This window comes from Siminovitchia thermophila, assembly GCF_016909185.1.
Classification (GTDB): Bacteria; Bacillota; Bacilli; order Bacillales; family Bacillaceae_C; genus Siminovitchia; species Siminovitchia thermophila.
In genome coordinates this window covers 53,039-77,732 of record NZ_JAFBFH010000013.1, presented here as the reverse complement: position 1 = coordinate 77,732, position 24,694 = coordinate 53,039, and the positions used below count along the sequence as shown (strand labels likewise).

The 24,694-nt window shown below is 42.8% G+C and carries 23 protein-coding genes and 1 other annotated feature; of the genes, 13 read left to right on the top strand and 10 right to left on the bottom strand.

Annotation, left to right across the window (positions count from 1 at the left end):
- Positions 1 to 142: 142 nt before the first annotated feature.
- Together JOC94_RS10675 and JOC94_RS10670 are read left to right on the top strand one after the other, a co-directional pair.
- Positions 143 to 334, top strand: coding sequence for a hypothetical protein (locus JOC94_RS10675; RefSeq protein ID WP_077110757.1), 192 nt, complete (start codon positions 143 to 145; stop codon positions 332 to 334).
- Positions 335 to 531: 197 nt separating this feature from the next.
- The gene (locus tag JOC94_RS10670; protein WP_077110759.1) at positions 532 to 726 is read left to right on the top strand and encodes a hypothetical protein; all 195 of its coding nucleotides are present in this window, start codon (positions 532 to 534) and stop codon (positions 724 to 726) included.
- A 20-nt stretch (positions 727 to 746) separates the two neighbouring features.
- On the opposite strand, the gene JOC94_RS10665 is transcribed toward JOC94_RS10670, so the two are convergent.
- On the bottom strand, positions 747 to 1,322 hold the full coding sequence (locus tag JOC94_RS10665) for a YhcN/YlaJ family sporulation lipoprotein (protein WP_077110761.1): 576 nt from the start codon (positions 1,320 to 1,322) through the stop codon (positions 747 to 749).
- 142 nt (positions 1,323 to 1,464) lie between these two features.
- On the opposite strand from JOC94_RS10665, the gene JOC94_RS10660 reads away from it, so the two are divergent.
- From JOC94_RS10660 to ccpA, 6 genes are all read left to right on the top strand, one after another.
- Complete coding sequence (locus tag JOC94_RS10660) at positions 1,465 to 4,200, top strand: DNA translocase FtsK (protein WP_408021914.1); 2,736 nt, start codon at positions 1,465 to 1,467, stop codon at positions 4,198 to 4,200.
- Positions 4,201 to 4,285: 85 nt separating this feature from the next.
- A complete protein-coding gene (locus JOC94_RS10655) occupies positions 4,286 to 5,386 on the top strand; it encodes a nicotinate phosphoribosyltransferase (protein WP_077110762.1) in 1,101 nt (366 codons plus the stop codon).
- Between the two features lie 208 nt (positions 5,387 to 5,594).
- Positions 5,595 to 6,914: a UDP-N-acetylmuramate--L-alanine ligase gene (murC, locus tag JOC94_RS10650; protein ID WP_077110764.1), complete on the top strand. Its 1,320-nt coding sequence runs from the start codon at positions 5,595 to 5,597 to the stop codon at positions 6,912 to 6,914.
- A 139-nt stretch (positions 6,915 to 7,053) separates the two neighbouring features.
- The gene (locus JOC94_RS10645; protein ID WP_077110766.1) at positions 7,054 to 7,557 is read left to right on the top strand and encodes a DUF948 domain-containing protein; all 504 of its coding nucleotides are present in this window, start codon (positions 7,054 to 7,056) and stop codon (positions 7,555 to 7,557) included.
- A gap of 36 nt (positions 7,558 to 7,593) precedes the next feature.
- A complete protein-coding gene (locus tag JOC94_RS10640; protein WP_077110768.1) occupies positions 7,594 to 8,109 on the top strand; it encodes a YtxH domain-containing protein in 516 nt (171 codons plus the stop codon).
- Positions 8,110 to 9,649: 1,540 nt separating this feature from the next.
- Positions 9,650 to 10,651, top strand: coding sequence for a catabolite control protein A (ccpA, locus tag JOC94_RS10635; protein WP_077110770.1), 1,002 nt, complete (start codon positions 9,650 to 9,652; stop codon positions 10,649 to 10,651).
- Positions 10,652 to 10,720: 69 nt separating this feature from the next.
- Here the strand turns inward: ccpA and JOC94_RS10630 are convergent, their stop codons facing one another.
- The 3 genes from JOC94_RS10630 to JOC94_RS10620 are packed head-to-tail and all read right to left on the bottom strand — an operon-like array spanning position 10,721 to position 13,210.
- Positions 10,721 to 11,905 carry an acetoin utilization protein AcuC gene (locus JOC94_RS10630; RefSeq protein ID WP_077110862.1) on the bottom strand — a complete coding sequence of 395 codons (1,185 nt, stop codon included), beginning with the start codon at positions 11,903 to 11,905 and terminating at the stop codon, positions 10,721 to 10,723.
- A complete protein-coding gene (locus tag JOC94_RS10625; protein WP_205179290.1) occupies positions 11,902 to 12,549 on the bottom strand; it encodes an acetoin utilization AcuB family protein in 648 nt (215 codons plus the stop codon). The genes JOC94_RS10630 and JOC94_RS10625 overlap by 4 nt, the downstream gene beginning before the upstream one ends.
- A 28-nt stretch (positions 12,550 to 12,577) precedes the next feature.
- On the bottom strand, positions 12,578 to 13,210 hold the full coding sequence (locus tag JOC94_RS10620; RefSeq protein WP_077110773.1) for a GNAT family N-acetyltransferase: 633 nt from the start codon (positions 13,208 to 13,210) through the stop codon (positions 12,578 to 12,580).
- A 190-nt stretch (positions 13,211 to 13,400) separates the two neighbouring features.
- On the opposite strand from JOC94_RS10620, the gene acsA reads away from it, so the two are divergent.
- Positions 13,401 to 15,119 carry an acetate--CoA ligase gene (gene acsA, locus JOC94_RS10615; protein ID WP_077110775.1) on the top strand — a complete coding sequence of 573 codons (1,719 nt, stop codon included), beginning with the start codon at positions 13,401 to 13,403 and terminating at the stop codon, positions 15,117 to 15,119.
- A gap of 1,004 nt (positions 15,120 to 16,123) precedes the next feature.
- Here the strand turns inward: acsA and JOC94_RS10610 are convergent.
- On the bottom strand, positions 16,124 to 16,276 hold the full coding sequence (locus JOC94_RS10610; protein ID WP_171973854.1) for a hypothetical protein: 153 nt from the start codon (positions 16,274 to 16,276) through the stop codon (positions 16,124 to 16,126).
- Positions 16,277 to 16,339: 63 nt separating this feature from the next.
- Positions 16,340 to 19,342, bottom strand: coding sequence for a transglycosylase domain-containing protein (locus JOC94_RS10605; RefSeq protein ID WP_077110777.1), 3,003 nt, complete (start codon positions 19,340 to 19,342; stop codon positions 16,340 to 16,342).
- A 110-nt stretch (positions 19,343 to 19,452) separates the two neighbouring features.
- Positions 19,453 to 19,669, top strand: a binding site (T-box leader).
- 48 nt (positions 19,670 to 19,717) lie between these two features.
- Between JOC94_RS10605 and tyrS the strand changes: the two genes are divergently transcribed.
- Positions 19,718 to 20,983 (top strand): tyrosine--tRNA ligase, encoded by a 1,266-nt coding sequence (gene tyrS / locus JOC94_RS10600; protein ID WP_077110779.1) that lies wholly within the window; start codon positions 19,718 to 19,720, stop codon positions 20,981 to 20,983.
- Positions 20,984 to 21,056: 73 nt separating this feature from the next.
- On the opposite strand, the gene JOC94_RS22925 is transcribed toward tyrS, so the two are convergent.
- The 3 genes from JOC94_RS22925 to JOC94_RS10590 all read right to left on the bottom strand — a co-directional run bounded on the left by JOC94_RS22925 (position 21,057) and on the right by JOC94_RS10590 (position 21,800).
- Positions 21,057 to 21,323: a phospholipase gene (locus JOC94_RS22925; RefSeq protein WP_077110864.1), complete on the bottom strand. Its 267-nt coding sequence runs from the start codon at positions 21,321 to 21,323 to the stop codon at positions 21,057 to 21,059.
- 80 nt (positions 21,324 to 21,403) lie between these two features.
- Positions 21,404 to 21,571, bottom strand: a complete 168-nt coding sequence (locus JOC94_RS10595; RefSeq protein WP_171973855.1) for a hypothetical protein — start codon at positions 21,569 to 21,571, stop codon at positions 21,404 to 21,406.
- 19 nt (positions 21,572 to 21,590) lie between these two features.
- Positions 21,591 to 21,800, bottom strand: a complete 210-nt coding sequence (locus JOC94_RS10590; RefSeq protein WP_077110781.1) for a hypothetical protein — start codon at positions 21,798 to 21,800, stop codon at positions 21,591 to 21,593.
- A 312-nt stretch (positions 21,801 to 22,112) separates the two neighbouring features.
- On the opposite strand from JOC94_RS10590, the gene JOC94_RS10585 reads away from it, so the two are divergent.
- Positions 22,113 to 22,655 (top strand): GNAT family N-acetyltransferase, encoded by a 543-nt coding sequence (locus JOC94_RS10585; protein WP_077110783.1) that lies wholly within the window; start codon positions 22,113 to 22,115, stop codon positions 22,653 to 22,655.
- A 466-nt stretch (positions 22,656 to 23,121) separates the two neighbouring features.
- Here JOC94_RS10585 and JOC94_RS10580 read toward each other — a convergent pair whose 3' ends face one another.
- Positions 23,122 to 24,051, bottom strand: coding sequence for an aldo/keto reductase (locus tag JOC94_RS10580; protein WP_077110785.1), 930 nt, complete (start codon positions 24,049 to 24,051; stop codon positions 23,122 to 23,124).
- Positions 24,052 to 24,276: 225 nt separating this feature from the next.
- On the opposite strand from JOC94_RS10580, the gene JOC94_RS10575 reads away from it, so the two are divergent.
- Together JOC94_RS10575 and JOC94_RS23540 are read left to right on the top strand one after the other, a co-directional pair.
- A complete protein-coding gene (locus JOC94_RS10575; RefSeq protein WP_205179287.1) occupies positions 24,277 to 24,447 on the top strand; it encodes a hypothetical protein in 171 nt (56 codons plus the stop codon).
- 102 nt (positions 24,448 to 24,549) lie between these two features.
- Positions 24,550 to 24,666 carry an RAxF-45 family protein gene (locus JOC94_RS23540; protein ID WP_321189662.1) on the top strand — a complete coding sequence of 39 codons (117 nt, stop codon included), beginning with the start codon at positions 24,550 to 24,552 and terminating at the stop codon, positions 24,664 to 24,666.
- Positions 24,667 to 24,694: the final 28 nt, after the last annotated feature.

Here is a 24,694-nt window from a genome sequence, read left to right as displayed (position 1 = left end):
GTCATCGCGGCGATGGTGATATTGGGTTTAATCGTATCGCCACAAGAGCGAGAATCCCGATGTTATTTACGGTGTTGCTCGGTTATTTAATCTTAATCTGGACGGGGCTTTTGCCTAACCAGTCGCAACAGGATGTTTAGCAATGATAAAGAAAAACAGCAAGAGAAAAAAGGGAGCGCTTTCTTATAGAGCGATAACAATTCACATGTACTCGTTTGGCATGATCCTTATGAACAAAAAGAAGTTTGAATCGCTTCCTGACGATACGCAACAGATTTTGCTGGATGCTTCAAAAAAAGCCGGAACCTATCAGCGTGAGTTGTCCAAAAGTTGAAAAAAGAGTATAGAATGACAGCAAAGGAAAATGGCATGGAGATCATTGAAGACATAGATCATGAACCATTCAAGGATGCGGTGGAACCGATATATGAAAAGTATGCGGACAAAGTACGGGGAACTACATAAAATCATTCGTGGAAAGTAATCAGCAAAGTGTTATTCCCAGTTTGAGTAAATAAGGGAGTCGTGTGGGTGAAAAAGTTAAAGTTCTTTCAAGTCCGAGGGCCAAAGCAGGATTATATTGGGGATGTCCGTGAAGGACTTCAGGCAAAATGGCCGCATGATGCACGAGTGGTCGTAAATATTGCCGTGAACTATGAAGAAGGCTCCGAGCAAATGAAAGCTTCAGGAAATGGAAGCATTGAACAGGACTTCCCGCATTCATAACGGGGAAGTCCTTTCCTGTTTTATCTGGCATTCGGAAAAACGCGCCTGATTGTTTCTGTAAATTCATCAAAGAAACCACTAACAGGCCGGCCATTGTTAATGTCATTTCGGTAACCTTCCATCCGGTTATAAAAATCCGGGTTTTCCGAAACGTACACATTATCAAGGCGATCGTTCGCTTTTCTTGCTTCCTTGGCGATTTTTCTTTCCGTATCCCTAGTCAACTTGTTGTTGGCACGGTCGGTTAGTTTTACAGCCACATAGGCGTTGCGGTTTGTGACAAGCACATATGCCCGCTCCACTTCATCCAGCCCTGTAATTTTGTCAGCAACATCATCGGCAACATCAACGTTTTGGTTATTATTGTTTCCGTTATTCGTGTTGTTGACGTTGGTTCGATTATCGCTGTTGTCATCAACACCGAGACCATCATCATTATCAAAAATTCCGTCACGGTTGTTTTGAGGATCATAACGAACTCCGAGCGGCTGATTATCATCACTGCCGAATCGATCGTGATTATCATTATTGGCACCGCAACCTACAAGCATTAACGAGATTAATCCTGCACCGATAATGGGCTTTAAAAATTTCATGTTGTCCCCTCCTTGTCAAATCTGTAATTCTTTTTTAATGTTCCAAACGAATCAATTTCTATGCATTATTTGTTATAATGAAGGCTGGCAGTATTTGTACAAAATAAAAAGAAAAAATCACAAATGGAAAGTGTGATCATAATTGAAGTGGTGGAAAAAATTTCTTTCAACTTTTTTTTCTGAAGAAGAAATGATTGAAGATACAAAGGAACATGTTGCTGCCAATGAACTTCACAAGAGCAAACAGCATACTGAAATGAAAACACGCGTAACGTACCAATATCCGAAGGGAGAATTTCGTTTCCCCTTAATCAAAGATCCGCCTCAAAAAAGTCGGACAGAACGTAAGGAACAAAATCAATCTAAACATCCGTCTCCTCGTTCCCCTGAGATCAAAACGGGCAGAACCGATCAAAAGCGCGTTGCCCAGTCCGTCCCAAAGGAGAGCCGGGAGCAACCATATGTAAAAGAGGGGTGGCGCAAGGTTGAACCAAAAAACAGCCGGCCTTTTGAGCCGACGAATATACCTTCGCCAGTTCACGGCTTCCATCGTCCCAAAAAACAGAGAAACAATGCCCCTGAATTTGAATTGACGGCTTCTTTTTCCCGCCAGTTTAGCGAAGAAGTGAAAGAAGAAGAATTGAAGAACGAATTTGAAACACATTCAGGCTTTAATTCCGGTTCAAATCAGGACTCGGAAGTGGAAATTTTTCCGGCTCATGAAAATATCGAGGAAGACCCTTTTGAAGAGGAAATTCCGGATATAGAATTTCCTGAAGAAGAAAAGGCTATTCAGGAAGCCGCCTCGGCATTGGAACCAGTGCCATGGCAAGAGAAGCCATTTAAAACTGATACAGAAAGCGAAGATCTACACGAATTTGCAGAGAATCATGATGAATCGGTGCTTATGAAGAATAAGTTGGAAAAAACACCAGTAGATATCAAAGTGGATGACGAAAAGGAACTTAATGCAACAACCTATAGCGAATCATCCTCTTCTGCAAAAGTTGACGAATATGTTGAGACCATGGATTCAGACACGACCCTTGATTCACCAACCGAAAAAGTTCCATCTATCGGGGACGCTGAAGATAAGATTGCGCAAACTGAATCTATAGAAGTTGAGTCCCTAATTCAAGATCAGACAGAAAAGACCCATACAGCACTGGCATTAGAAGAACAGGAGAATGCGGAAAAGCGCACTGACTTTGAAAGCGGAGTACAGCAACCAGAAGATAGCCGCTCTTCGAACCAAGAAGAAAAGAAGCGCGAAGAGCCTGCCCAAACATCCAAAAGTAAACAAAGGGCTCATTTGCCATTCAATGTATTGATGCTTTCCCAGGATAAACTCAAATGGCAGAAACAAAAAAACAAAGAAGCGGCTCATTCTCGTTCTCCTATTCCGGGCAAATCGTCAGCCGATGAGTCGAAAGAAACGAACGATGGACATTCATTGTCATATGTTTTTCCACGAATTGATTTGCTTGAGCCTCCAGTGGCCAGGACAAATGATGAGGACTGGGTAAACGAACAGTCGGCACTTTTGGATGAAACTTTGGAAAATTTTAATGTCAAGGCCCGAGTCGTCAAAGCGAGCCAAGGCCCTTCCGTAACGCGATTTGAAGTGCAGCCGGACCCGGGCGTGAAAGTGAACAAGATTACGAATTTAAGCAACGACATTAAACTGAGCATGGCGGCCAGGGATATTCGGATGGAAGCTCCGATACCAGGAACTCGTTCCATCGGGATTGAATTGCCGAATAAACAAAGCCGTCCGGTGCAAATCAGTGAAATTATCGGGAGCGACACATTCTTTCGCTCTCCGTCCCCTTTAACAGCGGCTCTTGGATTAGATATATCTGGGGCTCCTGTCGTCACGGACTTGAGAAAAATGCCGCATGGTCTCATTGCTGGCGCCACTGGATCAGGAAAAAGCGTATGCATCAACTCCATTCTTGTCAGCCTTCTGTATAAAGCAAGGCCGGATGAGTTAAAATTGCTGCTTGTTGACCCAAAAATGGTGGAACTCGCGCCGTATAACTATATTCCTCACCTAGTCAGCCCGGTGATTACTGATGTAAAAGCGGCAACCGCCGCTTTAAAATGGGCAGTGGATGAAATGGAACACCGCTATGAGTTGTTCGTCCATGCAAATGTACGGGATATAAACCGATTTAACAAAGTGGCTGAAAAGAATGGAAAATACAGCGACAAATTGCCGTATATTGTGATTATCATTGATGAGCTGGCTGATTTGATGATGGTAGCGCCAGCGGAAGTCGAAGAGTCGATATGCCGGATTGCCCAAAAAGCGCGGGCGTGCGGAATTCATCTTTTAATCGCGACACAGAGGCCTTCCGTTGACGTCATTACTGGCCTGATCAAAGCAAATGTCCCAACGAGAATCGCATTTTCCGTTTCTTCACAAGTCGATTCGCGGACTGTCATCGATGTAAGCGGAGCAGAAAAACTGTTGGGGCGTGGCGACATGTTGTTTTTAAATAACGGTTCCGTCAAACCTGTCCGCCTTCAGGGAACATTCGTATCAGATGAAGAAATCGACCGTGTCATTGAACACGTGCGAGATCAGGGGGAACCGCAATATTTGTTTAAACAGGAAGAACTGTTAAAAAAAGCCGAGCTACAGGAAAATGAAGATGAACTGTTTGTGGAGGCGTGCGAATTTGTCATCAAACAGGGCCATGCATCTACTTCATTATTGCAAAGACAATTCCGGATTGGCTATAATCGGGCTGCCAGATTAATGGAAATGATGGAGGAACGCGGGGTGATTACGGGAGCACGTGGCAGCCGTCCGCGAGATGTCCTCATCAAAGAAGAAGATTTACATTCGTTAAAAGATTCGCTAGTACAATAGTGAAGAAAATGGTATTCTATTTGTGGATCGCTCAATGCCTGTTTTTTATCCTATTGGGCAGACGATGACACAAGGAGTATTTGCGATGAAGGAAATTGATTTAAAGCTGCAGGGAAAAATCAAACGGCTTACAAATGAAACGTTTAAGTTTGATGAACGAGTGAAAGATGGGTGGTTCTCTGCAGTTTATTTTTTAAAAACGAGGGAAATTGCCAAGCGTTACAAACAAGACAATACTGTATTAATGCAGTTTTTCCAAAGAAAACATGCTGTGTTATGCGGAACGGATGAAGCGATCGCGCTCGTGAAATGCTTCGCCGATCATCCTGAAAACTTGGAAATATATTCATTGAAAGACGGAGATAAAATCACTCCCTTTGAAACAGTGTTAACAATTAAGGGACCATATCAGGATTTTGGTTTTTTAGAAGGGATCATTGACGGTATTCTTTCCAGAAGAACTTCGGTTGCGACAAACGTGTATAATGTATCAAAGGCCGCGGCCATTTCTGGAAAACAAAAACCCGTCATCTTTATGGGGGACCGTGATGATCATTTCACACAGCAGGCGGGAGACGGATATGCGGCTTATATTGGCGGATCAACAGCCCAGGCCACACCGGCCATGAATGAATGGTGGGGAAAAGAAGGAATGGGAACGATGCCACATGCCTTGATTCAGCTTTTTAACGGCGATATCGTTGCCGCCACCAAAGCATATAAAGAGACGTTTCCGGAGGATGAACTCGTTTCGCTTGTTGATTATAATAACGACGTGATAACCGATTCTTTAAAACTTGCCCGTGAATTTGGGTCGGAATTAAAAGGAGTAAGAGTCGATACGTCCCGGACTATGATTGACAAATACTTCCTGAGAAACCAACATTTACTTGGCACCTTTGATCCTCGCGGGGTTAACGCGAATCTTATTTTTGCTTTGCGAAAAGCGCTGGATGACGAGGGATTTCACCATGTGAAAATTGTTGTTTCTGGCGGATTTAATGAAGAGAGAATAGCGGAGTTTGAAAAAGCTGGTGTACCGGTTGACATGTATGGTATCGGCAGCAGTTTATTAAAAATTAACACCGGTTTTACCGGGGACTGCGTCATGTTAAATGGAAAGCCTTCCGCAAAAGCAGGAAGAAGGCACCGTCCCAATCCGCGGCTTGAAAAAGTTTGTGATTAAAAGGAAAATTTCCCCAAGCCGCTTTACCATTGGTTCCCATTTGGAAACAATGGTATAATGACACAATACAAAAACCTATCTGTTCATACATATGAATGTTGTCGGAAGCTCATAATATAATGAGCAGTCAATTCCAGAAAGACCTTTGAGCAAAAAGTTTTCCACTTCATATAATACATACAGATAGACGATCGCTGGAGGTTCTGCTATGACTGTATACCATTTCGTCGGTATTAAAGGTTCCGGAATGAGCGCTCTTGCACAAATTCTCCATCATTCGGGTTATAAAGTGCAGGGATCGGATGTGGAAAAATATTTCTTTACCCAAGAGGCTCTGGAACACCTAAAAATAAAAATATTACCTTTTCAACGTGAAAATATTAGACCGGGCATGAAAGTCATCGCCGGCAATGCTTTTCCTGATTCACATGAAGAAATAGATGAGGCGTTAAGTCAAGGGGTAGAAGTGATCCGTTATCACACATTCATTGCCGAATACATGGAACAGTTTGTGAGTATAGGCGTAACGGGATCGCATGGGAAAACCTCTACGACCGGTCTGCTTGCCCATGTTATGCAAGGTGTCAAGCCCGTTTCGTATCTGATTGGAGACGGGACCGGCAAAGGGGATAAAGAGGCTGTCTATTTTATCTTTGAAGCCTGTGAATACCGAAGACATTTTTTATCATACCATCCAGATTATGCCATCATGACCAATATTGATTTTGACCATCCAGACTATTTTTCCGATGTGGGTGATGTTTTTAGTGCGTTTCAGGAAATGGCTCTGCAGGTCAACAAAGCGATTATCGCTTACGGGGATGATGAACAACTTCAAAAGATACAAGCGAAAGTGCCGGTGCTTTTTTACGGTTTTGGCGACGGAAATGACTTCCAAGCCCGGAATATGATAAAATCGACGGCCGGAACAAAGTTTGATGTCTTCGTTCGCAATCATTTTTATGCGACATTTGAAATTCCAACATATGGTGACCATAATATTTTAAATGCTCTTGCGGTCATCGCCTTATGCCACTACGAGCAAATTGATTGTAAGATTTTGCAGAAGCAACTGAAAACGTTCAACGGTGTCAAGCGCCGTTTTACCGAAAAACAAATGGGAAGCCAGATTCTTGTAGATGACTATGCCCATCATCCAGTTGAAATTAAAGCGACGATAAATGCAGCCAGGCAGAAGTATCCTGATAAACCGATCGTTGCCGTCTTTCAACCGCATACTTTTACCAGAACACAAACGTTTTTACGTGAATTTGGGGAAAGTTTGGGTGAAGCCGATAAAGTATATTTATGCGATATCTTCGGCTCCGCCAGGGAAAACCAGGGAGAGCTTTCCATCAATGACTTAAAAGCCAAAATTGAAGGTGCCGAGATACTACAGGAAGATGATACTTCCCCGCTTTTATTGTTGGATGATTCCGTACTCCTTTTTATGGGGGCTGGAGACATTCAGAAATTCCAGATAGCATATGAAAATCTATTGCAGCAACAGTTAAAAAAAGCACAATGAAACCGCCTTTGGGGGGCGGTTTCCTTATAATATGTAAAGAGAAAAAGAACAAGCATGTTTGCATCAAGAAGATTGTTAAAAGAGTTTATCCTTGGACAAACTAGGGTAGGAAATGTTGTATACAGGAGGTGTGGAGTGAATGAGTATCATTCTTTATTTAAGCGTTGCCTTAATTGCTATTGCATTTTTCATTCTTGTCATTAGTTTGACGAAAACATTAAAGGCAATGAAAGAAACGATGGAAAGTGTTTCTACAACCTTAGATGGGCTTGAAAACCAATTAAAGGGTGTAACAGGCGAGACAACAATGCTATTACATAAGACGAACGCCCTTGCTGATGATATTCAAGTGAAAGTAGAAAAACTCGATACAGTTGTAGATGCGGTGAAAGGTGTGGGAACCGCCGTACAAGGGGTTGGCGACACTGTGGTGGACCTCAACACATCGCTGCAAAGAGTGACGAAAACGGTCTCTTCTACAGTTGTGAAAAATGAGGACAAGATTGCCCAAGCTTTACAATGGGGAGCAGTCGCAAAAGAGATTAAGGATAAATGGTTTACAAAGAAAAAAGCCAAGCAAAGTGAAGAAGCCAAGTCTGAAGTAATGATCCATACTCAACAGTTGGAAGGCGGAAGAGGATAAATCAATCATACCAATTTGAGGAAGGATGAGAAATAGATGGGTAATCATGACAATAATACTGGTAATTTTTTAACAGGTGTGATCATCGGCAGTATCGTAGGAGCTGCAACCGCATTATTGATGGCTCCAAAGTCAGGCAGGGAATTGAGAAGTGATTTGAGTGAACAAATGGATGTACTAAAGGATAAATCAAGTGGATGGAAGGAAACCGTCATGGAAAAAAGCAGTGATCTTACCACGACGGCCGTTGAAAAAACGAACCAGCTCCGCCAAGCCGCAATGGATAAAGGCAGCAATTTGGCAGACACGGTAAAGGAGAAAGCGGGTCAGTTCCGCAACACGGCGAAAGAAACAACGAATACGATGGCAGAAGCCGCTAAAGACGGAGCGAACCAAATGCAGGAAACGGCCCATCGTACAGTTGACCTTACCGCGGAAAATGCCAAAGGAGCTGCCGATCAAGCTCAAACCGCGGCAAACGAAGCCAGCGATGAAGTAGCGGAGAAGGCTGAGCAACTGGCGGAAAAAGTCAATAAATCCATGAACCCTTAAAAAATAGACAGGCGGCTTGATAAAAGTTGCCTGTCTATTTAATTGGACAAAGAAAGGCGGGGGTTGCCCTTTATGGGGATAGTTTAAGTGTTTCTCTGATATTTCGTTTCTCGATCGCCAGCGCGTGGCCAGTTTGAAAAAAATTTCTGTCAATCTAGCAACTTCCAATTCCCGTCTCGTTCAAGCCGGTTTTAAAGGTCATCTCTTTCCTGTCAAATTAATTCCTTTCCAACTATTCCGAAATCAATTTTTTCATGTTTATTTTCCTCGGTGACTTGCGACAGTAATTCTTCCAAAGACGGTTTTTCCTTTTCCATATGGAACTCCCCTTTTCGATTGTTTGTGTCCCACCCATTTTAACAGTTTTTAATTTTATACAAGATGGCGTTGTTTATCGAATTATACTTGTAAAGTGAGAAAAACGCCATTGAAAACGTAATACTATGGACAAGATAATCAATTGAATAAAAAACGCTGTTACTTTTTCCTGCTCAAAGGGTATAGCTACAATGATGTCCTGGATAAAAGCAGCAATGCTTTGATAGAGGAATTTCGTTTAGGAACATAGTGAATGGCCATAATTAAGAAACATGAATGGTTACCATTTTTAAGCTAATAATAGTACGGATCGATCAAAGGGGAAGGACTCTCACGGAATAACGACATCAATCCTGCGTTACAATAATGATTGTTCGGTGCTGATCCATAAAATAAGATTGAATTTTCTATCAGTTTTTGATAAAGTCAACGTATTAACCGAACGTTACTGGGGGAAACCTTCAAAAGGATGATGAATAGCAAATCCACTCGGAATTGATTGGAATACGCAACAGTGTCACGAAATGGATGGAGGGGTTGGCAATAATCTGATGAGGAAGTGATTGTACTCACGTTGTTACATATCAACTTTACGATTTCTCATGGATTTGTGTTGCCGACATTACAAATAACAGGGATGTTCTGCCTCGCTGTCTTCTACTTGAAACGATCGTACATCAGAGAGGTAAAAGTCGCTTTTCGCAAAGCAAAACAGTGCTCCAAAAATGGACAACAGTCGAACTTTTTTGTCAAATTCCGTTTGTGAAAGAAAAGTTATGAAAATTTATTGACGAGAGGTGAAAAGGTTTGCAACAGGATGGCTTTTTGGCGTATGATTATGAAAGAAGTGAAAAATGTATATAATAAAGGTGAAACTTCATTCAGTAGTAGTTTTCTTCCATCTCCTACTGAATGTTAGTTGAACCAATTGGGCATTTAGGTGCCGTTTTCTCCCACTTAGATCTTTTGTTACAACTCAGTTCTTGAAGTAGGAGTATTACGGTAGATTACATGCGGGATACAGTGAAACTTCATTCAGTAGTAGTTTTCTTCCATCTCCTACTGAATGTTAGTTGAACCAATCGGGCATTTAGGTGCCGTTTTCTCCCACTTAGACCTTTTGTATCAACTCAGTTCTTGAAGTGGGAGTCTTACGGAACCTTACATGCGGGATAAATGAAAATACATCGTGTGGCAAGCTTTGAACAGGAGAGTGAAGAAGATGAATGTAACAATATATGATGTGGCAAGGGAAGCAAATGTTTCAATGGCGACCGTATCAAGGGTGGTCAACGGAAATCCAAATGTGAAGCCCGCCACGAGGAAAAAAGTACTGGAAGTAATCGATAGATTGGAATACCGGCCAAATGCGGTAGCGCGTGGACTTGCGAGTAAAAAGACAACAACGGTTGGGGTAATTATACCAGATGTCGCAAATATTTTTTACGCAGAGCTTGCCCGCGGGATTGAAGACATTGCGACCATGTATAAATACAATATTATTTTGAGCAATTCAGACCAAAATGTAAACAAAGAATTGCATTTGCTAAATACGATGCTTGGAAAGCAAGTAGATGGTATTGTCGTCATGAGCCAAAATATTACAGATGAATTTGTCCAGGAGTTAAAGCGGTCTCCTGTTCCGATCGTGCTTGCGGGTTCAATCGAGTCTTCCAATTCGCTTCCTTCTGTCAATATTGACTACAGACAAGCTACGTTTGATGCGACAACGCATTTTATTGAAAAGGGGCATAAAAACATCGCATTTGTGATGGGGCCGATGCGTGATTTAATTAATCATGGGCATAAGCTTGTGGGTTATAAGGAAGCAATGGAACAAGCAGGATTGGAATTCAAAGAGGAATATGTCATTGAAGGCGAATATACGTATGATACCGGGCTTGAGGCGTGGCAAAAAATGAAGCAACTTGACCCGAGACCAACAGCGGTTGTATCGGGTGATGATGAAATGGCCCTTGGTGTCCTGCACGGTGCCCAAGATGACGGCTTATCGATACCAAATGACCTGGAAGTAATCACTTCTGATAATACAAAGCTCACATTGATGGTGCGCCCGCAATTGACAACAATCGTGCAGCCGCTCTATGATATTGGGGCTGTTTCCATGAGGCTGCTAACAAAATATATGAACAAAGAAAAAGTACAGGATAACGTTGTTGTTCTTCCACACCGTCTGGAAACAAGAGGGTCTACGAAAGAATAAACCGTTATGCTTCGATTTTTCCACTAAAATGTGCCAATCAAGAGAGATGTCCAAGGTTGAAAATTCACCTTATTGGACATCTCCTTTTTTTCTTTCCCTCTCCAACTGTTGGCGTAGGAAATATAGGGCCCGCTCGACTGTTTGTGCATTCTTTTGTGTAATTTCTTCCTTGCGCGGAATAGGCTTGTACAAATTTGGCTCATCTTCCCAATTTTTCGGCAGCTCAAAAGGAGCAAGCTTTTGCCAGCGATCCAGCCATTGTTTGGGTAGCGGACCGGAAGCATGTTTTCCTGTCATTTCCAGCCAAATAAGGGACCAAGCGCGAGGGACGACTCGCCAAATATCATAGCCGCCCCCGCCAACGGAAATCCACCTGCCCTCACAATACTCATGGGCAAGCGCATGTTCCAGCTTCGGAATTTCCCGATATGTATTCATGGTGACAGACAAATGTGTCAGTGGGTCAAAATAGTGGGCATCCGCACCGTTTTGGGAAAAAATAACATCTGGTTTGAAATATTCGACAATCTCGCGCAAAGCCGTAGAATAGGCCCAAATAAAAGATTCATCTTCTGTAAACGCATCCAGTGGGATATTGAAAGAATAGCCATATCCTTTTCCCTGGCCCCATTCATTTGTGCTACCGGTACCGGGAAACAAGTACCTTCCTGTTTCGTGAATGGAAAATGTGCATACTGTTTCATCATCATAAAAGGACCATTGTACGCCGTCTCCGTGGTGGGCATCGGTATCTATATACAAAACCCGTGCGCCATATTTCTTTTGGATATATTTGATCGCTACAGCACTATCATTATAAATGCAAAATCCGGAAGCTTTTCCCTTAAATCCGTGGTGGAGCCCCCCGCCCAAATGCAAAGCGTGGTTCGCTTTTCCTTGCATCACATAATCAACAGCTGTCAGCGTTCCGCCGACAATATAAGAGCTGGCTTCATGCATGCCTTCAAAGATGGGCGTATCTTCGGTTCCAAGCCCGAAACTCTCCGCTCTGCTTGGCGGCAAATATCCACTGCTTGCCTGCTTTACTGCATGGATAAATGCCGGATCATGATTAAGCTGAAGCTCTTCCTCCGTTGCTTTCCTGGGGGGAATGATAGCGTCGTCTGCAAGTGCCCCCATTTTTTTTAGCAAATCGTTTGTTAGAGTGAGCCGAAACTGATTAAACGGGTGATGTTCAGAAAAGCGATATTTTAAAAGTTCATCCGAATAAATAAATACTGAATCTTTTTTCATGATGATATCCCCGGCAGATTGGGCCATAGTACGTCAAATCCTTCTTCTTTCAAAGCTTCAATCATCCGGATGGGATTGATCGTGGCAATTCGGAAAACGAGGATCTGATATTGATCGTCATCTGGGTCCGGATAAACGAGTACACTATGCAAATTGACGCGATGTTTGCGAAATACTCCAGCCGCATCATATAGCACTCCGGTTTTATTTTTCACCCGAATTTCCAGTTGCGACCCTGGTTTATTGGCGCCGGTTAATTCAACCATCGTGTGCAGGAGATCAGTGCTCGTAATAATGCCGACCAGTTTCCGGTCATGAATGATCGGCAGACAGCCAATTTTATAATCGTAGAAAAGGACGGCCACTTCTTCCACAAAATCGAGAGGATGGCCTGTAATCACATTTTCCGTCATGATGGTGGACAAAGAAGCGGCGAGGTGTTCCTTTAATGCTTCTCCTTTTAAAAAAGAAGGCAGGGTGCTTTTAATATCACGTTCCGTGACAAGGCCGACAATTTCTCCATCGTTATTCACTAGCGGAAGGTGGCGTATGTTATTTTCACGCATGAGGGACAGGGCTGACTTGACATTGTCTTCCGGCGTAAGAACCAATACATTTTTCGTCATGATTTGCTCGACAATCATCCATCTCCACTCCTTTTCATTACTAAAGCTAATACATTAAACGGTTCGTAAATCGCAGACGATCAAACTGCTCTATTGAACGCTGGTCAACCCTTTTTCCGATTCGTGCCATGAGACAGTTGGCAGGGTGTGAACAAATCTCCGGATCGTCGGTCGCATACCATTCCAGGCCTCCGGCCTGCATCATTTTCTCCATCACTTTTCGATATTCCCACACATTTAGGCCAGTTCCTTTTAAATCCCAGTGCCAATAATATTCCGTTGTAATGATAATATAATCTTCCATCGCGTCATCCATCATGGAAACTTTCAATAAGCCTTTCCCAATTCCTTCTCCACGATATTCAGGTATTACTTCAATTGCTCCAAGCTCTATTAAATTATCCATTTTTCCCTCTGACCAGCGCTCAAGCGGATCGGGATATACGAATGTGACGTAACCGACCACTGTATTGTTGACACGGGCAACAATGATGCGTCCTTCGGGCAATGCGGCAATCTCAACAAGTGCTTCTTGCTGTTTCTGGGGAGGGCGGAAAGAAATGAGATCTTTATGAAACTCCATGTCTTGGAGGGATTCGCTGCTAATAGGTCCTTCGATCAGGACATTCCCTTTACGGGTTTTCAATTCCAGAGCATTGTATCTTTTTTTATGCTCCATTCAAGCACCTCCTTATAGGTCAGATATTTCCGGTCTGTCTATTTCTTTTTTCATTATACACGAATGGTGCAACGCTTACATTTGTAAACAGCAAATTTTATACATGATTTGGAAGAAATTTGAACTAATTGTGAATGTTTGGCTTTTATATTATAATGAATGAATAATTCTTAACAGGGGGGATTACTTCATGGGAACACAACGCATTCCTGCTGCCCAAGGTGTTTACAATTTGCAAGATTATGATAAAACAAGGCAAACATTTGATTGGCAAGAAGCTGAAAAGCACTTTTCTTGGGCTGAAACCGGCCAAGTTAATATGGCCTATGAAGCAATTGACCGTCATGCTGAAACCTTTCGGAAAAATAAAGTCGCCCTTTATTACCGGGACGAGTCAAGAAAGGAAACATATACGTTCGAAGAAATGAAAGAGCTTTCTAATAAAGCGGGAAATGTTTTAAAAACATACGGCGGTGTCAATAAAGGAGACCGTGTTTTTATTTTTATGCCGCGTTCGCCTGAATTATATTTTTCTATTTTGGGAGCCATTAAGCTCGGCGCGATTGTAGGCCCCCTGTTTGAGGCTTTTATGGAAGGAGCGGTCAAAGACAGGCTTGAAGACAGTGAGGCAAAAGTGCTTGTGACAACGCCTGACTTGGTTCATAGGGTTCCGGTAGATGAACTTCCTGCATTGAAAGCCATTTTTCTAGTAGGAGAAAACATTGAGGAAACCGGGCCGTTTATTAATTTTAACAAGAAAATGAAAGAAGCGGACAAGCATTTGGAGATAGAGTGGGTCGATCGCGAAGACGGCCTGATTTTGCATTATACGTCCGGGTCAACGGGAAGGCCAAAAGGTGTTTTGCACGTTCATAATGCCATGATTCAACATTATCAAACTGCCCGTTGGGTGTTGGATTTGCAGGAAGACGATATTTACTGGTGCACGGCCGATCCCGGCTGGGTAACGGGCACTTCCTACGGAATTTTCGGTCCTTGGCTTACGGGAACTTCGAATGTGATTACAGGCGGTCGTTTTAAGCCGGAAAATTGGTACCAAGCGATTGAGGACTACGGTGTGACGGTTTGGTATAGCGCTCCAACGGCATTTCGGATGTTGATGGGTGCAGGTGATGAACTTGTTGAAAAATATGACCTATCTTCACTTCGGCATATTTTGAGCGTCGGCGAACCGCTAAATCCGGAAGTGATTCGTTGGGGAATGAAAGTGTTTGGCAAACGTATTCATGATACATGGTGGATGACGGAAACAGGCGCCATTGTGGTTGCCAATTATCCTTGTATGGAGATAAAGCCTGGATCGATGGGGAAAGCGATCCCTGGGGTGGAAGTCGCCATTGTGGATGATCGGGGGAATATATTGCCACCAAACCGGATGGGCAATCTCGCCATTAAAAAAGGCTGGCCGGCGATGATGCGGGAGATATGGAAAAATCCACAAAAATATGATTCTTACTTCCTTCCAGGAGGATGGTATGTATCGGGAGATTCCGCCTTTATGGATGAAGAAGGATATGTTTGGTTCCAAGGCCGAATCGACGATGTCATTATGACATCCGGCGAGCGGGTAGGTCCGTTTGAAGTAGAGAGCAAACTGCTTGAACACCCTGCCGTGGCAGAAGCGGGTGTCATCGGGAAGCCGGATCCTGTCCGCGGGGAAATCATTAAAGCATTTGTTGCACTGATGGAAGATTACGAACCAAGTGAGGAATTGAAAGAGGATATCCGCCAATTCGTCAAAACGGGGCTGGCTGCTCATGCCGCACCTCGTGAAATCGAGTTCCGGGACAAGCTTCCAAAAACGCGCAGCGGCAAAATCATGCGCCGTGTCTTGAAATCATGGGAACTCGGACTGCCGGCAGGCGACTTGTCGACGATGGAGGACTAACCATAAAAAAGCTGTCCCAAAAGTGAAATGTTTCTGTCAAGTAGACAGTGGAAGCGGCTTGAACCCTGATTTTTTGAGGGCTTAAGCCGTTTCATCTTTATTGCTAGCGCTGATAGACCTTGAATTAATTCATGATCTGGGTCTACTGAAGTTTACAAGGTTTTCTATTTTTGGGTAGGAACGAAAGTCAAAGGGTAGGAGCGAAAATCCAATGAAGGGGGCCATGTACAAACAAAATGCTGATCAATCGCCTGAAGTTTCCCTGCCATGTAGCGTTCAATTAAATCCAACCTAGTCAAAAGCAGAGAATACATCAAATCGTTGGGACATTCAAGAATCTTGAAATGGTTCTGCGGCCATTTTTTCATTGATTCATTCAATGCGGCTTTTTGCTTAAATTCCTTCGTCTGATCTTGTCATCCACGACTTATTTACCTATTTCATTAAATTTTTTCCTGAAATTCAGGTGCTTTTTCACGAGCGCTGTCACTTCTGCTCGTTCGGAATAACTTCGCTTTAAAAAAGTAACAACGAAAACGACTTCACCAACATTTCAATGTGCTTGTGTGATTTGAAACACGATTGCTTGTTGAATGCCAGAAACTATCAGTTTTTTAAATAGCCTCTTTTAAAATGTTACTCACTCATTTGATTGATCATTTGAATATAAAAAAGCTAAGAAAAATGATATTGATAAAACAAGAGGAGTAAATAACACAATATTCATAAAAAACCCATTTACCTTTATCCATTCTATAGCTACATTGCTTTCATGAAATGCAACAAAATCAGGGTTTTCCAATGCTATGAGGAATCTGTTTAGTATGACTCATAAACAAAACATGAATAGAGAGTGAATACTCATCTTTGTTGAAATGAATTTTCATACTCCTTAATCCCTTTTTTATATGCGGTATATTCATTATATTACAATAATTGAAGATGGTCATTTGTTAAGGGAAAAAATAAAGCCCCTCAAAGAACTTCATGAGTAAAGAATTTCTTTATTTTTCATGGTCCTTCTTTTGTAAAAAGATGTAGGATATCGTAAATTTCACATATATTCTCTCAATCGCTTGAATCTGTTTGTTGTGCTCTTTTTCGGCCAAACCGACTGCCCTGCATTTATCTTTCACATTCAAGTCAATTCTTGTCATGAGGGAACATCAGCTCAAAAGCGAACCTGCTCCGCCCTGGGAGCAGGTTTCTTTTGGAATATTTTATTGATTCGGTTCCTCTTTTTTATCTGGAACCGGATTGCCGCCATTTTCGTTCCCGTTCCCGTCGTTTCCACCTTGGTTAGGCTCTTTTGGTTCTTCCTTTTTCCCGTCATCTTTCTGTTGGTCTTTTGGCTCCTCTTTTGGTTCCTCTTTTTTAGGCGGCGGTGTATTTGGAGCCGGTGGTGTTGGTGCTTGTTGTTCCTTGTTGTTATCTTTATCTTTGTTTTTATCAACTTCGGTTTGTTTCTTTTGAGTATCCTCTGTTTTTGCCGGTTTGTTTACTTGCTTGGTTTCCATTTTGTTGGACGGTGCCGATTCACGGCCGGCAATATCGACGGCCACTACATAATACGAACCGCCGCCCGCCCGGTAGGATAGAGAAGAACCGGATGCGATAGACGCGACTCTTTTGCCTGACCCGGAATAGACCCGATAACCAACGACATCATGGCTGGGAGATTCATTCCAAGTGAGCAATCCGTTAGACATGGTGGTTGAAACACTTGCCGGTGCCTTTCCATCGTCCTGCATGATCGCTCCTGCAGCCAGTAAGTTTTTCCACCTTGGATCATTGTCCGGAATCAAATAAGCCGGATTAATCGCTCGTCCAAGTGAGATTTGTTTCACGAATTCTGGACTGAGCATACCGCCTGGTTTTGTAAATTCTTGTGGTGTGGAAGGCAGAGCCATGTATTTTTTTCCTTTGATCATGACGTACCGCCCGTTTCCTAAACTATTATCGACCTTCGTCGGCACAAATTTCGCGTTAAACAGATCAGACTGTACCAAGCCTGCTGCTGAACAGGCTTTTGATGGAAGCATTCCGGAAATGCCGCAATACGAACGCCGTACAATTCCACCTGGCATCTTGAACCTTTCTTTTGGTTTGACCAGGTCGGGAGCCGCGTCATAGGCGCCATTCATTAATCTTGCCCATATGTTGAGATTGCGTCTTCCTTCACTTCCATCAGTTGAAAGTGGGGCTGGCTTCCCATATCCAATCCAGGCGCCAAGTGTGACATTTGGATTGGAAGCAACGAACCATGCATCATTCGGTCCATTCGTTGTTCCCGTTTTTCCGGCCCAATCCGCTGAAAATTTTAGCATTCCGGGGACAGCAGAAGCCGTTCCGTATCTGAGCACATCTCGCATCATGTCAATCATTAAATAAGATGTTTGTGGGCTAAATACATCGACAGGCTTGGCTTTATGTTCATAAATAATATTGCCGTCATGATCCGTAATTTTTTCAATCATATAGGCATCGATGAATTTACCGCCATTGGCGAATGTCGTGAAAGCATTCGTGTTTTCTTCCACTGTAACCCCGTCTTCAACCCCGCCGAGTGCAGCGGCTATGTTGGTATGATCCGCTTTCGTCAGTGTCGTAAATCCCATTTTTTCCAAATAAGCGGCCGGGTTGTTGTTGACCGTTTTTAAGTACGTATAAACGGCGGAGGCGTTGTACGAATGGGCAAGCGCTTTTCGGGATGAAACAAGTCCATAATACCTGCCTGAATAGTTTCTAAAAACTTTACCGCCTGTTGAGAGTGGAATATCTGCCACAACCGCGCCAGGAGCGCTGAGCCCCATTTCCATAGCAGGCGCGTAGACGAGTAGTGGTTTCATCGTTGAACCATTTTGCCGCTTTGCCTTGGTGGCATGGTTCGTTGCTTCCAGTTTATGGTCGCGGCCGCCGACAAAGCTTAATATTTTACCGGTTTTATTTTCAATTAAAATGGCTCCCACTTGGACAGGTTCTTTGATTTTCTCCAATTTTCCCGTTTCCGGATTTCTCTCCTGCCTAACTTTCGTATAACCGTAATTGTTGTATTCATCTTTTACTTTTTGATGAGTGTCATATATTTGTTTATGAATTGTCGTATGGATATGATAGCCGTTGTGCCGGATGTCCCGACGTGCCAAAGTCTCATACTTGTTGTAAAGGCCCTTGTCCTTTTGCAAGTCCTTTTCACTGTAACCATCTTTCTTGGCAAGGATTTCCATCAATATGGTAATGCCGCGTCTTTCAATTTCTTCGGTCAGATATGGATATTGCTCATAAGCCCGCGGCTGTGGCTTGATAAAATCGCCTACAATATTATAATGAATCGCTTCTTCATATTCTTTTTGGGTAATAAACTCTTCTGCGCGCATCCGGGCCAAAACGGTTTTCATCCTGTTTAAGCCGGGTTCAAGAAGCGATTCCTCTTTTAATCCGCCGCCATTGGCAAATGGCGTATATCTGAACGGGCTTTGCGGCAAGCCGGCAATAAAAGCTGCTTGCGGCAAGTTCAGCTCTTTCGCATCCACCCCGAATATTCCTCTTGCCGCGGCCTGAACCCCGCCAATATTTTGTCCAGATGAATTTCTGCCAAATGTAGAAACATTCAAATAAGCTTCTAAAATTTCATCTTTTTCAAGAAACTTTTCAAGCCTTAGGGCAAGCAGGATTTCTTTTGCTTTTCGGTCAAAAGAAACTTCGTTCGTTAAAATTTGGTTTTTAATGAGCTGTTGTGTCAAAGTACTGCCGCCTGTTTGGACAGAAGAGTTGGTTAACTCCTGAAAAACAGCCCTCATTAAAGCTTTGGGAACGACCCCTTTATGCTCGTAAAAATACTCATCCTCTGTCGCGATGACGGCTTTTTTCAAATGATCCGAAACTTCTTCAATGCTGACTTCTTCTCTGTCAATGTCAGACTGGAGTTTCCCCAAATAAATATTGTCGGCAAAATAAAGCTTGGATGTTTCTTCATAATGGAAAATCTCCTGTTTCATATTGGAAGCGGGCCGGACTTTTTCATCTTTTACAAGTGATGCAAAATAGCCGGCGCCAACTCCGCCTGCAAAGATGCCGCCCAGTACGAGAAATATCGTCAATAGAAAGGTCAAGTTCCACGCCACGCCATATGTAATCCGGAAACCTTTCATCCATTCTTTTTTCTCAATGGTAAAAGCACGCTGTTTAAGTCGCTCCCATCGTGCCTTCAAAAAACTCTTCATACAAATACCTCCTGAAATCACAACTAATTATAGCATATGGAAGGCGTTTTTTCGTGACAATTTGACATGGCGGTGCATTGTAGCTACAATATTTTCTATACAACGATATATATTGAGCTAAGAATGGATCAAGTAGTCGACTGTCCCTGTTATGAAGAGAACCGGTGGTTGGTGAAAACCGGTACAAACAGTACGATGAAATACTTCCAGGAGCTTTTGCCGTGAACTTTCATAGTAGCGGCAAACGGTAAGAACCGTTATATCGATGAGCGGGGAAATTTGATTTCCCAAGTTGGGTGGTAACGCGGTGAATAAATCGTCCCTTCGTAGACAACGAAGGGGCGTTTTCTATTTTTAAACAGAAGGCAGGGAAATATGTTGAAGCAATTATTAGATGACTTAAAGTGGCGCGGCATTATTTATCAACAAACGGATGAAGAAGGCATAAAAGAAATTCTGGATAAGGAAAAAATTTCTTTATACTGTGGAGTCGATCCCACGGCAGACAGCATGCATATTGGACATTTATTGCCGTTTCTGACAATGCGCCGCTTTCAAAAACACGGGCATCGTCCGATCGTTTTGGTCGGAGGATTTACGGGACAGATTGGTGATCCGAGCGGTAAAAAAGAAGAAAGGCAGTTACAAACGCTGGAACAGGTTGAAAAAAATGTTCAAGGCATTAAGGCCCAATTGAGGCGGATTTTTGACTTTACGGGTGAAAACCGTGCTCGTATGACAAACAACTATGAGTGGCTCGGTTCGATGGACTTAGCGACATTTTTGCGTGATTTTGGCAAGCATATCGGCGTGAATTATATGCTTGCGAAAGAAACTGTTGCTACCCGTCTGGAAACGGGCATTTCCTTTACGGAATTCACCTATACGCTTCTGCAGGCGATCGATTTTCTGCACCTCTATAAAGAATACGGCTGTAAAATGCAAATTGGCGGTAGCGATCAGTGGGGGAACATTACGACAGGACTTGAATTTATCCGCAAAATGGCGGGAGAGGATGCCAAAGCCTACGGTTTAACGATTCCGCTCGTTACGAAAGCGGACGGAACAAAGTTTGGGAAAACGGAGGGAGGCGCCATTTGGCTTGATCCTGAAAAGACGACTCCTTACGAATTTTATCAATTTTGGATTAACACAGCCGATGCAGATACGGTTCAATACTTAAAGTATTTTACGTTCCTTGAGCGGGAAGAAATCGAAGCGCTTGAAAAATCACTGAAAGAAGAGCCGCATCTTCGCAAAGCACAAAAGGCGCTTGCTGAAGAAATGACACGTTTGATTCATGGGGAAGAAGCGCTTCAGCAGGCGATCCGGATTACCGAAGCTCTCTTTAGCGGTAATATAAAAGAGCTATCTATAGAAGAAATTGAACAAGGCTTTAAAGATGTTCCTTCATATGAGCATCAAGCTGAAGAAACAAATGGACTCGTGGATTTGCTCGTAGCCGCCAAAATTTCGCCGTCTAAGAGGCAGGCGAGGGAAGATATTCAAAATGGAGCGATTTCCGTTAATGGGGACCGAATCACCGACACCGGGTATGAGCTTGGGGAAAAAGACAGGCTCGGCGGAAAATTCACGATCATCCGTCGCGGGAAGAAAAAATACCATTTAATTCAATATTAAAAGTGAAACTCGGCAGCCGTCTGGCTTGCCGGGTTTTTTCATGAAAAATATTCCCGAATTCAATCCGATTATTTTAGCCGCAAAAGAACGCGGTTTTTAATCTCATAAAGTTGTACATAAGCGCACTGGCCCGGCCTTTTTGTGTGTACGGTTCGATTTTTGGTTTTAAACAATGCATAAACTCATCATCGCATATACAGGGATGAATATTGTTCTGCAGACAGTAGTCGTGTCTCATGCAACAAGCATCCACATCATTTACGGGAGCTCCAGGGCCGCTGCAGCCGGGGCCGCACCAATTGTACCCTGGAAAAATACAAAGACCCCGGCTTCTTCTCATGGCTCTTCGCAATCACAACACCTCCTGTATTAATATATGGAGGGATTGGAATATTGGCGATGGCATACGTCTTTTACCATTTAAATTGGTTTGTCGCCACTTTTTTCCTTTGGTGCTCTTTGCTCATTGTTTTTGTTTCTGCTCAGTCTATTTCCGGAGCTATATTCATAACCAAAATGTAGTCCGCCTGTTTTATTTTCATAATCGCCTGTTGTTACTCGATACTGCTTTTTTCCTTTTTGAACCATTTCGCGCGTTCTGCCTCCTTTAATAAGATTGTTCCCGATCATCTTCTTGAATGGATGCCTGCATTTCTTCCTCGTCAGGCTTTTGAAAACCTTTCTCCGGCTTGCCGGCGTTTTCAATGTCGCCGGAAGTTTCATAACCGCCAATATTCTTATTAGATGTCGTTCCGAAAAGGCCCATGCCATCCAATTCAGCATTCACGTTCTTTTGTTCTTTCTGTTTCTTGTCCAATGTTTCCACCTCCTACTGGTAATATGTCCTGAGAGGGATGAAATATGAGGAAAGGAAAAGCCTTAGAATCGGGAGCGGGCCGCAAATCTAAAGCTTCAGGGGCTTTTTCTAAAAAGATGTAATGATATGAAATTTTAACGTTTGATAATGGGTCATATTTTCCAGGACGAATGTGATATTATTCATGGAAAGGCTGGACATGTTTCAGTTGGGGACCGACAAAACAAAAGTAAAGGATCAATTATCAGTCTAGCTTTTTTCTTTGGAAAATATGTTGATCCGAAATTGAAAACTTGCGGGGAGTGACGGAGAATGCTGTTTGAATCAGAAAGATTAAGGTTAAGACAAATGACAACAGAGGATATAGAACTTTATCATGCATGGAGAAATGATATAGAGGTCATGCGTACAACGAATCCTTTTTTAGATGTATATCCGTTAGAAGCAACGAGACAATTTGTGGAGCAAATCATTTTGGGCTCCTCATCAGCAAAAAGTTATATGATCATTGAAAAAGAATTGAATTCACCCATTGGCATTACCTCGTTAATCAACATTGATTATAAGAATAGAAACGCTGAATGCATTATAGATATTGGAGAAAAAGATTATTGGGGAAAGGGTTATGGTTCAGAAGGGTTGAAGCTTTTGCTTGACTACGCATTTCTGGAAATGAATCTGCACAGGGTATCTCTAAAGGTTTTTTCATTTAATGAAAAAGCCATAAAATTATACAAAAAGATGGGATTTCAACCTGAGGGCACCAGTCGTGAGTGTTTGTTCAGGGAAGGGTCATGGCACGATATTATTCACATGGGGATCCTTCAGCATGAATATATGAATAGAAGCTTATAGGGAAGGGATGGAAAAACTCGTTCTCATGTACATGGAGGAAGACAAGGAACTGACAGAACGTCATGATGAACATGTAGACTGCGTAAGCATAAGCTGGCTGTCATAACGTAATGGATGAACATGTAGACTGCGTAAGCACAAGTTGGCTGTCATAACGTAATGATGAACATGTAGACTGCGTAAGCATAAGCTGGCTGTCATAACGTAATGATGAACATGTAGGCTGCGTAAGCACAAGCTGGCTGTCATACGTAATGATGAACATGTAGGCTGCGTAAGCACAAGCTGGCTCTCATAACGTAATGATGAACATGTAGACTGCGTAAGCATAAGCTGGCTGTCATAACGAGTTCTATGTCAGAAGGCAAGTTTTCACCAACTTATTGCTGGGACGATGTGACATGTTATCCGAAGGGCGATAAAAAGCAGGCTGAGAAATTTCTCCGCCTGCGTCTGTCCATATTTCTTATTGAAAAATACGATCAATTTCCTGTATTTCTTCATTTGTTAATGTAACTTGCAATGTTTTTAAATTGCTTAGGACTTGTTCTTTTCGCTTCGCACCCGGAATGACGACATCAATGGCTTCCCTCGTTAAGTACCAGGCAAGCGCGACGTTTGCCGTTTCGACTCCTTTTTCATCCGCTATTGTGCGAAGCCGCTCCACTTTCTCCAGATTTTGAACAAAGGCTTCCCCTTGGAAATGAGGCATGTCAGCCCGCAAATCATTGAATGTTGATTCTTTCGTATATTTGCCAGCCAGCAGTCCGGCCGCAAGCGGAAAATACGGGATAAAGGAAAGATTCTGCTCAATCACATACGGGAAAATATCCTGTTCTGCTTCCCGGCTTAACAGATTGTAATTCCCCTGATAAACATCGACATAGCCATCTTTATTCGCTTCTTTTAACTGCTCCAGAGAAAAATTTGACAGTCCGATGCTGCGGATTTTTCCTTCATCTTTCATTTGCTTTAATGCGCCGACCGCTTCATCTTTTGGCGTGTCTTTATCGGGAAAATGAATATAAAGCAGATCAATATAATCAGTCTGCAGTCGTTTTAAGCTTTTTTCCACCTCTTTACGCAAAAATCCGGGGGAGTTGTCATATACCATTTCATCATCAACCTGCTTATGCGCCACTTTCGTCGCGATGACCACGTCCGTTCGATTGAAGTTTTCTTTCATGACCTCTCCAATCAATTCTTCCGAGCGGCCCAACCCATATATGTAGGCAGTATCCAGCATATTGATACCATTTTCAATCGCTGTCCGTACAAGTTGTTTTCCGGCTTCTTCATCTACATCACCGTATAAGTTGTGGCCGCCTACATAGTTTGTTCCCAAGGCAATCGGATTGACAAATAGGCCTGATTTCCCTAACCGCACTTTTTTCATATGAATCCCTTCTTTCTTATGGTTGATCACTCGTGGCAAATGGACTTTTCTTTAGTAAAAATACTAAAGAAGCGTGATGGTGAATTCAACTGAAATGCTTTTTTGCAAGGATGTCGCCGGCAGTTTTACTTGTATTCGACCAGGCGGGTGCCGTTTAATTTTGCAGTTTCCGTATTGCCCTTATTTTGACTTCGGACATTTTGGCGGGAAGCTACATCGACAAGAATGTGCTGGAATTTGGACAAGGAAATGAAAGCTGGGCTATCCCGGGTTCCGGTGTGGACATTGATCACTATATCCCTCGTCGGAACACTGGCATTCCTCGCTTCTTTTTTCGTGAACGCAAATGATTTGGAAGGAAGCTTGGGCATGCCCGGGTGGCGGGATATATTGTAAAAGATATGTCTCCTTACTTGAAAAAAGAAGGAGGACCCGATAAAATGAAATCAACGAATCATGAAACGGAGGTGGGGAGAGATGTTGAATCAAGCTGTTTTAGTGCACGGATTTTGGACGGAATTCTTATTGTTTAACCGTGCAAAATTTGCTGTTGCAGTTGTTAACGGGACACGTATGCCCTTTTTTAACAACTTAATAGCAAATCTAAAACGGTGAAAACATCTCTATACCCACGATATATAAG

Excerpts from the sequence above, each read along its gene's own strand:
- JOC94_RS10675 (WP_077110757.1), top strand. The coding sequence starts at position 143 with ATGATAAAGAAAAACAGCAAGAGAAAAAAGGGAGCGCTTTCTTATAGA.
- JOC94_RS10665 (WP_077110761.1), bottom strand. The coding sequence starts at position 1,322 with ATGAAATTTTTAAAGCCCATTATCGGTGCAGGATTAATCTCGTTAATG.
- JOC94_RS10655 (WP_077110762.1), top strand. The coding sequence starts at position 4,286 with ATGAAGGAAATTGATTTAAAGCTGCAGGGAAAAATCAAACGGCTTACA.
- murC (WP_077110764.1), top strand. The coding sequence starts at position 5,595 with ATGACTGTATACCATTTCGTCGGTATTAAAGGTTCCGGAATGAGCGCT.
- JOC94_RS10645 (WP_077110766.1), top strand. The coding sequence starts at position 7,054 with ATGAGTATCATTCTTTATTTAAGCGTTGCCTTAATTGCTATTGCATTT.
- JOC94_RS10640 (WP_077110768.1), top strand. The coding sequence starts at position 7,594 with ATGGGTAATCATGACAATAATACTGGTAATTTTTTAACAGGTGTGATC.
- ccpA (WP_077110770.1), top strand. The coding sequence starts at position 9,650 with ATGAATGTAACAATATATGATGTGGCAAGGGAAGCAAATGTTTCAATG.
- JOC94_RS10630 (WP_077110862.1), bottom strand. The coding sequence starts at position 11,905 with ATGAAAAAAGATTCAGTATTTATTTATTCGGATGAACTTTTAAAATAT.
- JOC94_RS10625 (WP_205179290.1), bottom strand. The coding sequence starts at position 12,549 with ATGATTGTCGAGCAAATCATGACGAAAAATGTATTGGTTCTTACGCCG.
- JOC94_RS10620 (WP_077110773.1), bottom strand. The coding sequence starts at position 13,210 with ATGGAGCATAAAAAAAGATACAATGCTCTGGAATTGAAAACCCGTAAA.
- acsA (WP_077110775.1), top strand. The coding sequence starts at position 13,401 with ATGGGAACACAACGCATTCCTGCTGCCCAAGGTGTTTACAATTTGCAA.
- JOC94_RS10610 (WP_171973854.1), bottom strand. The coding sequence starts at position 16,276 with ATGACAAGAATTGACTTGAATGTGAAAGATAAATGCAGGGCAGTCGGT.
- JOC94_RS10605 (WP_077110777.1), bottom strand. The coding sequence starts at position 19,342 with ATGAAGAGTTTTTTGAAGGCACGATGGGAGCGACTTAAACAGCGTGCT.
- tyrS (WP_077110779.1), top strand. The coding sequence starts at position 19,718 with ATGTTGAAGCAATTATTAGATGACTTAAAGTGGCGCGGCATTATTTAT.
- JOC94_RS22925 (WP_077110864.1), bottom strand. The coding sequence starts at position 21,323 with ATGAGAAGAAGCCGGGGTCTTTGTATTTTTCCAGGGTACAATTGGTGC.
- JOC94_RS10595 (WP_171973855.1), bottom strand. The coding sequence starts at position 21,571 with ATGGTTCAAAAAGGAAAAAAGCAGTATCGAGTAACAACAGGCGATTAT.
- JOC94_RS10585 (WP_077110783.1), top strand. The coding sequence starts at position 22,113 with ATGCTGTTTGAATCAGAAAGATTAAGGTTAAGACAAATGACAACAGAG.
- JOC94_RS10580 (WP_077110785.1), bottom strand. The coding sequence starts at position 24,051 with ATGAAAAAAGTGCGGTTAGGGAAATCAGGCCTATTTGTCAATCCGATT.
- JOC94_RS10575 (WP_205179287.1), top strand. The coding sequence starts at position 24,277 with ATGTGCTGGAATTTGGACAAGGAAATGAAAGCTGGGCTATCCCGGGTT.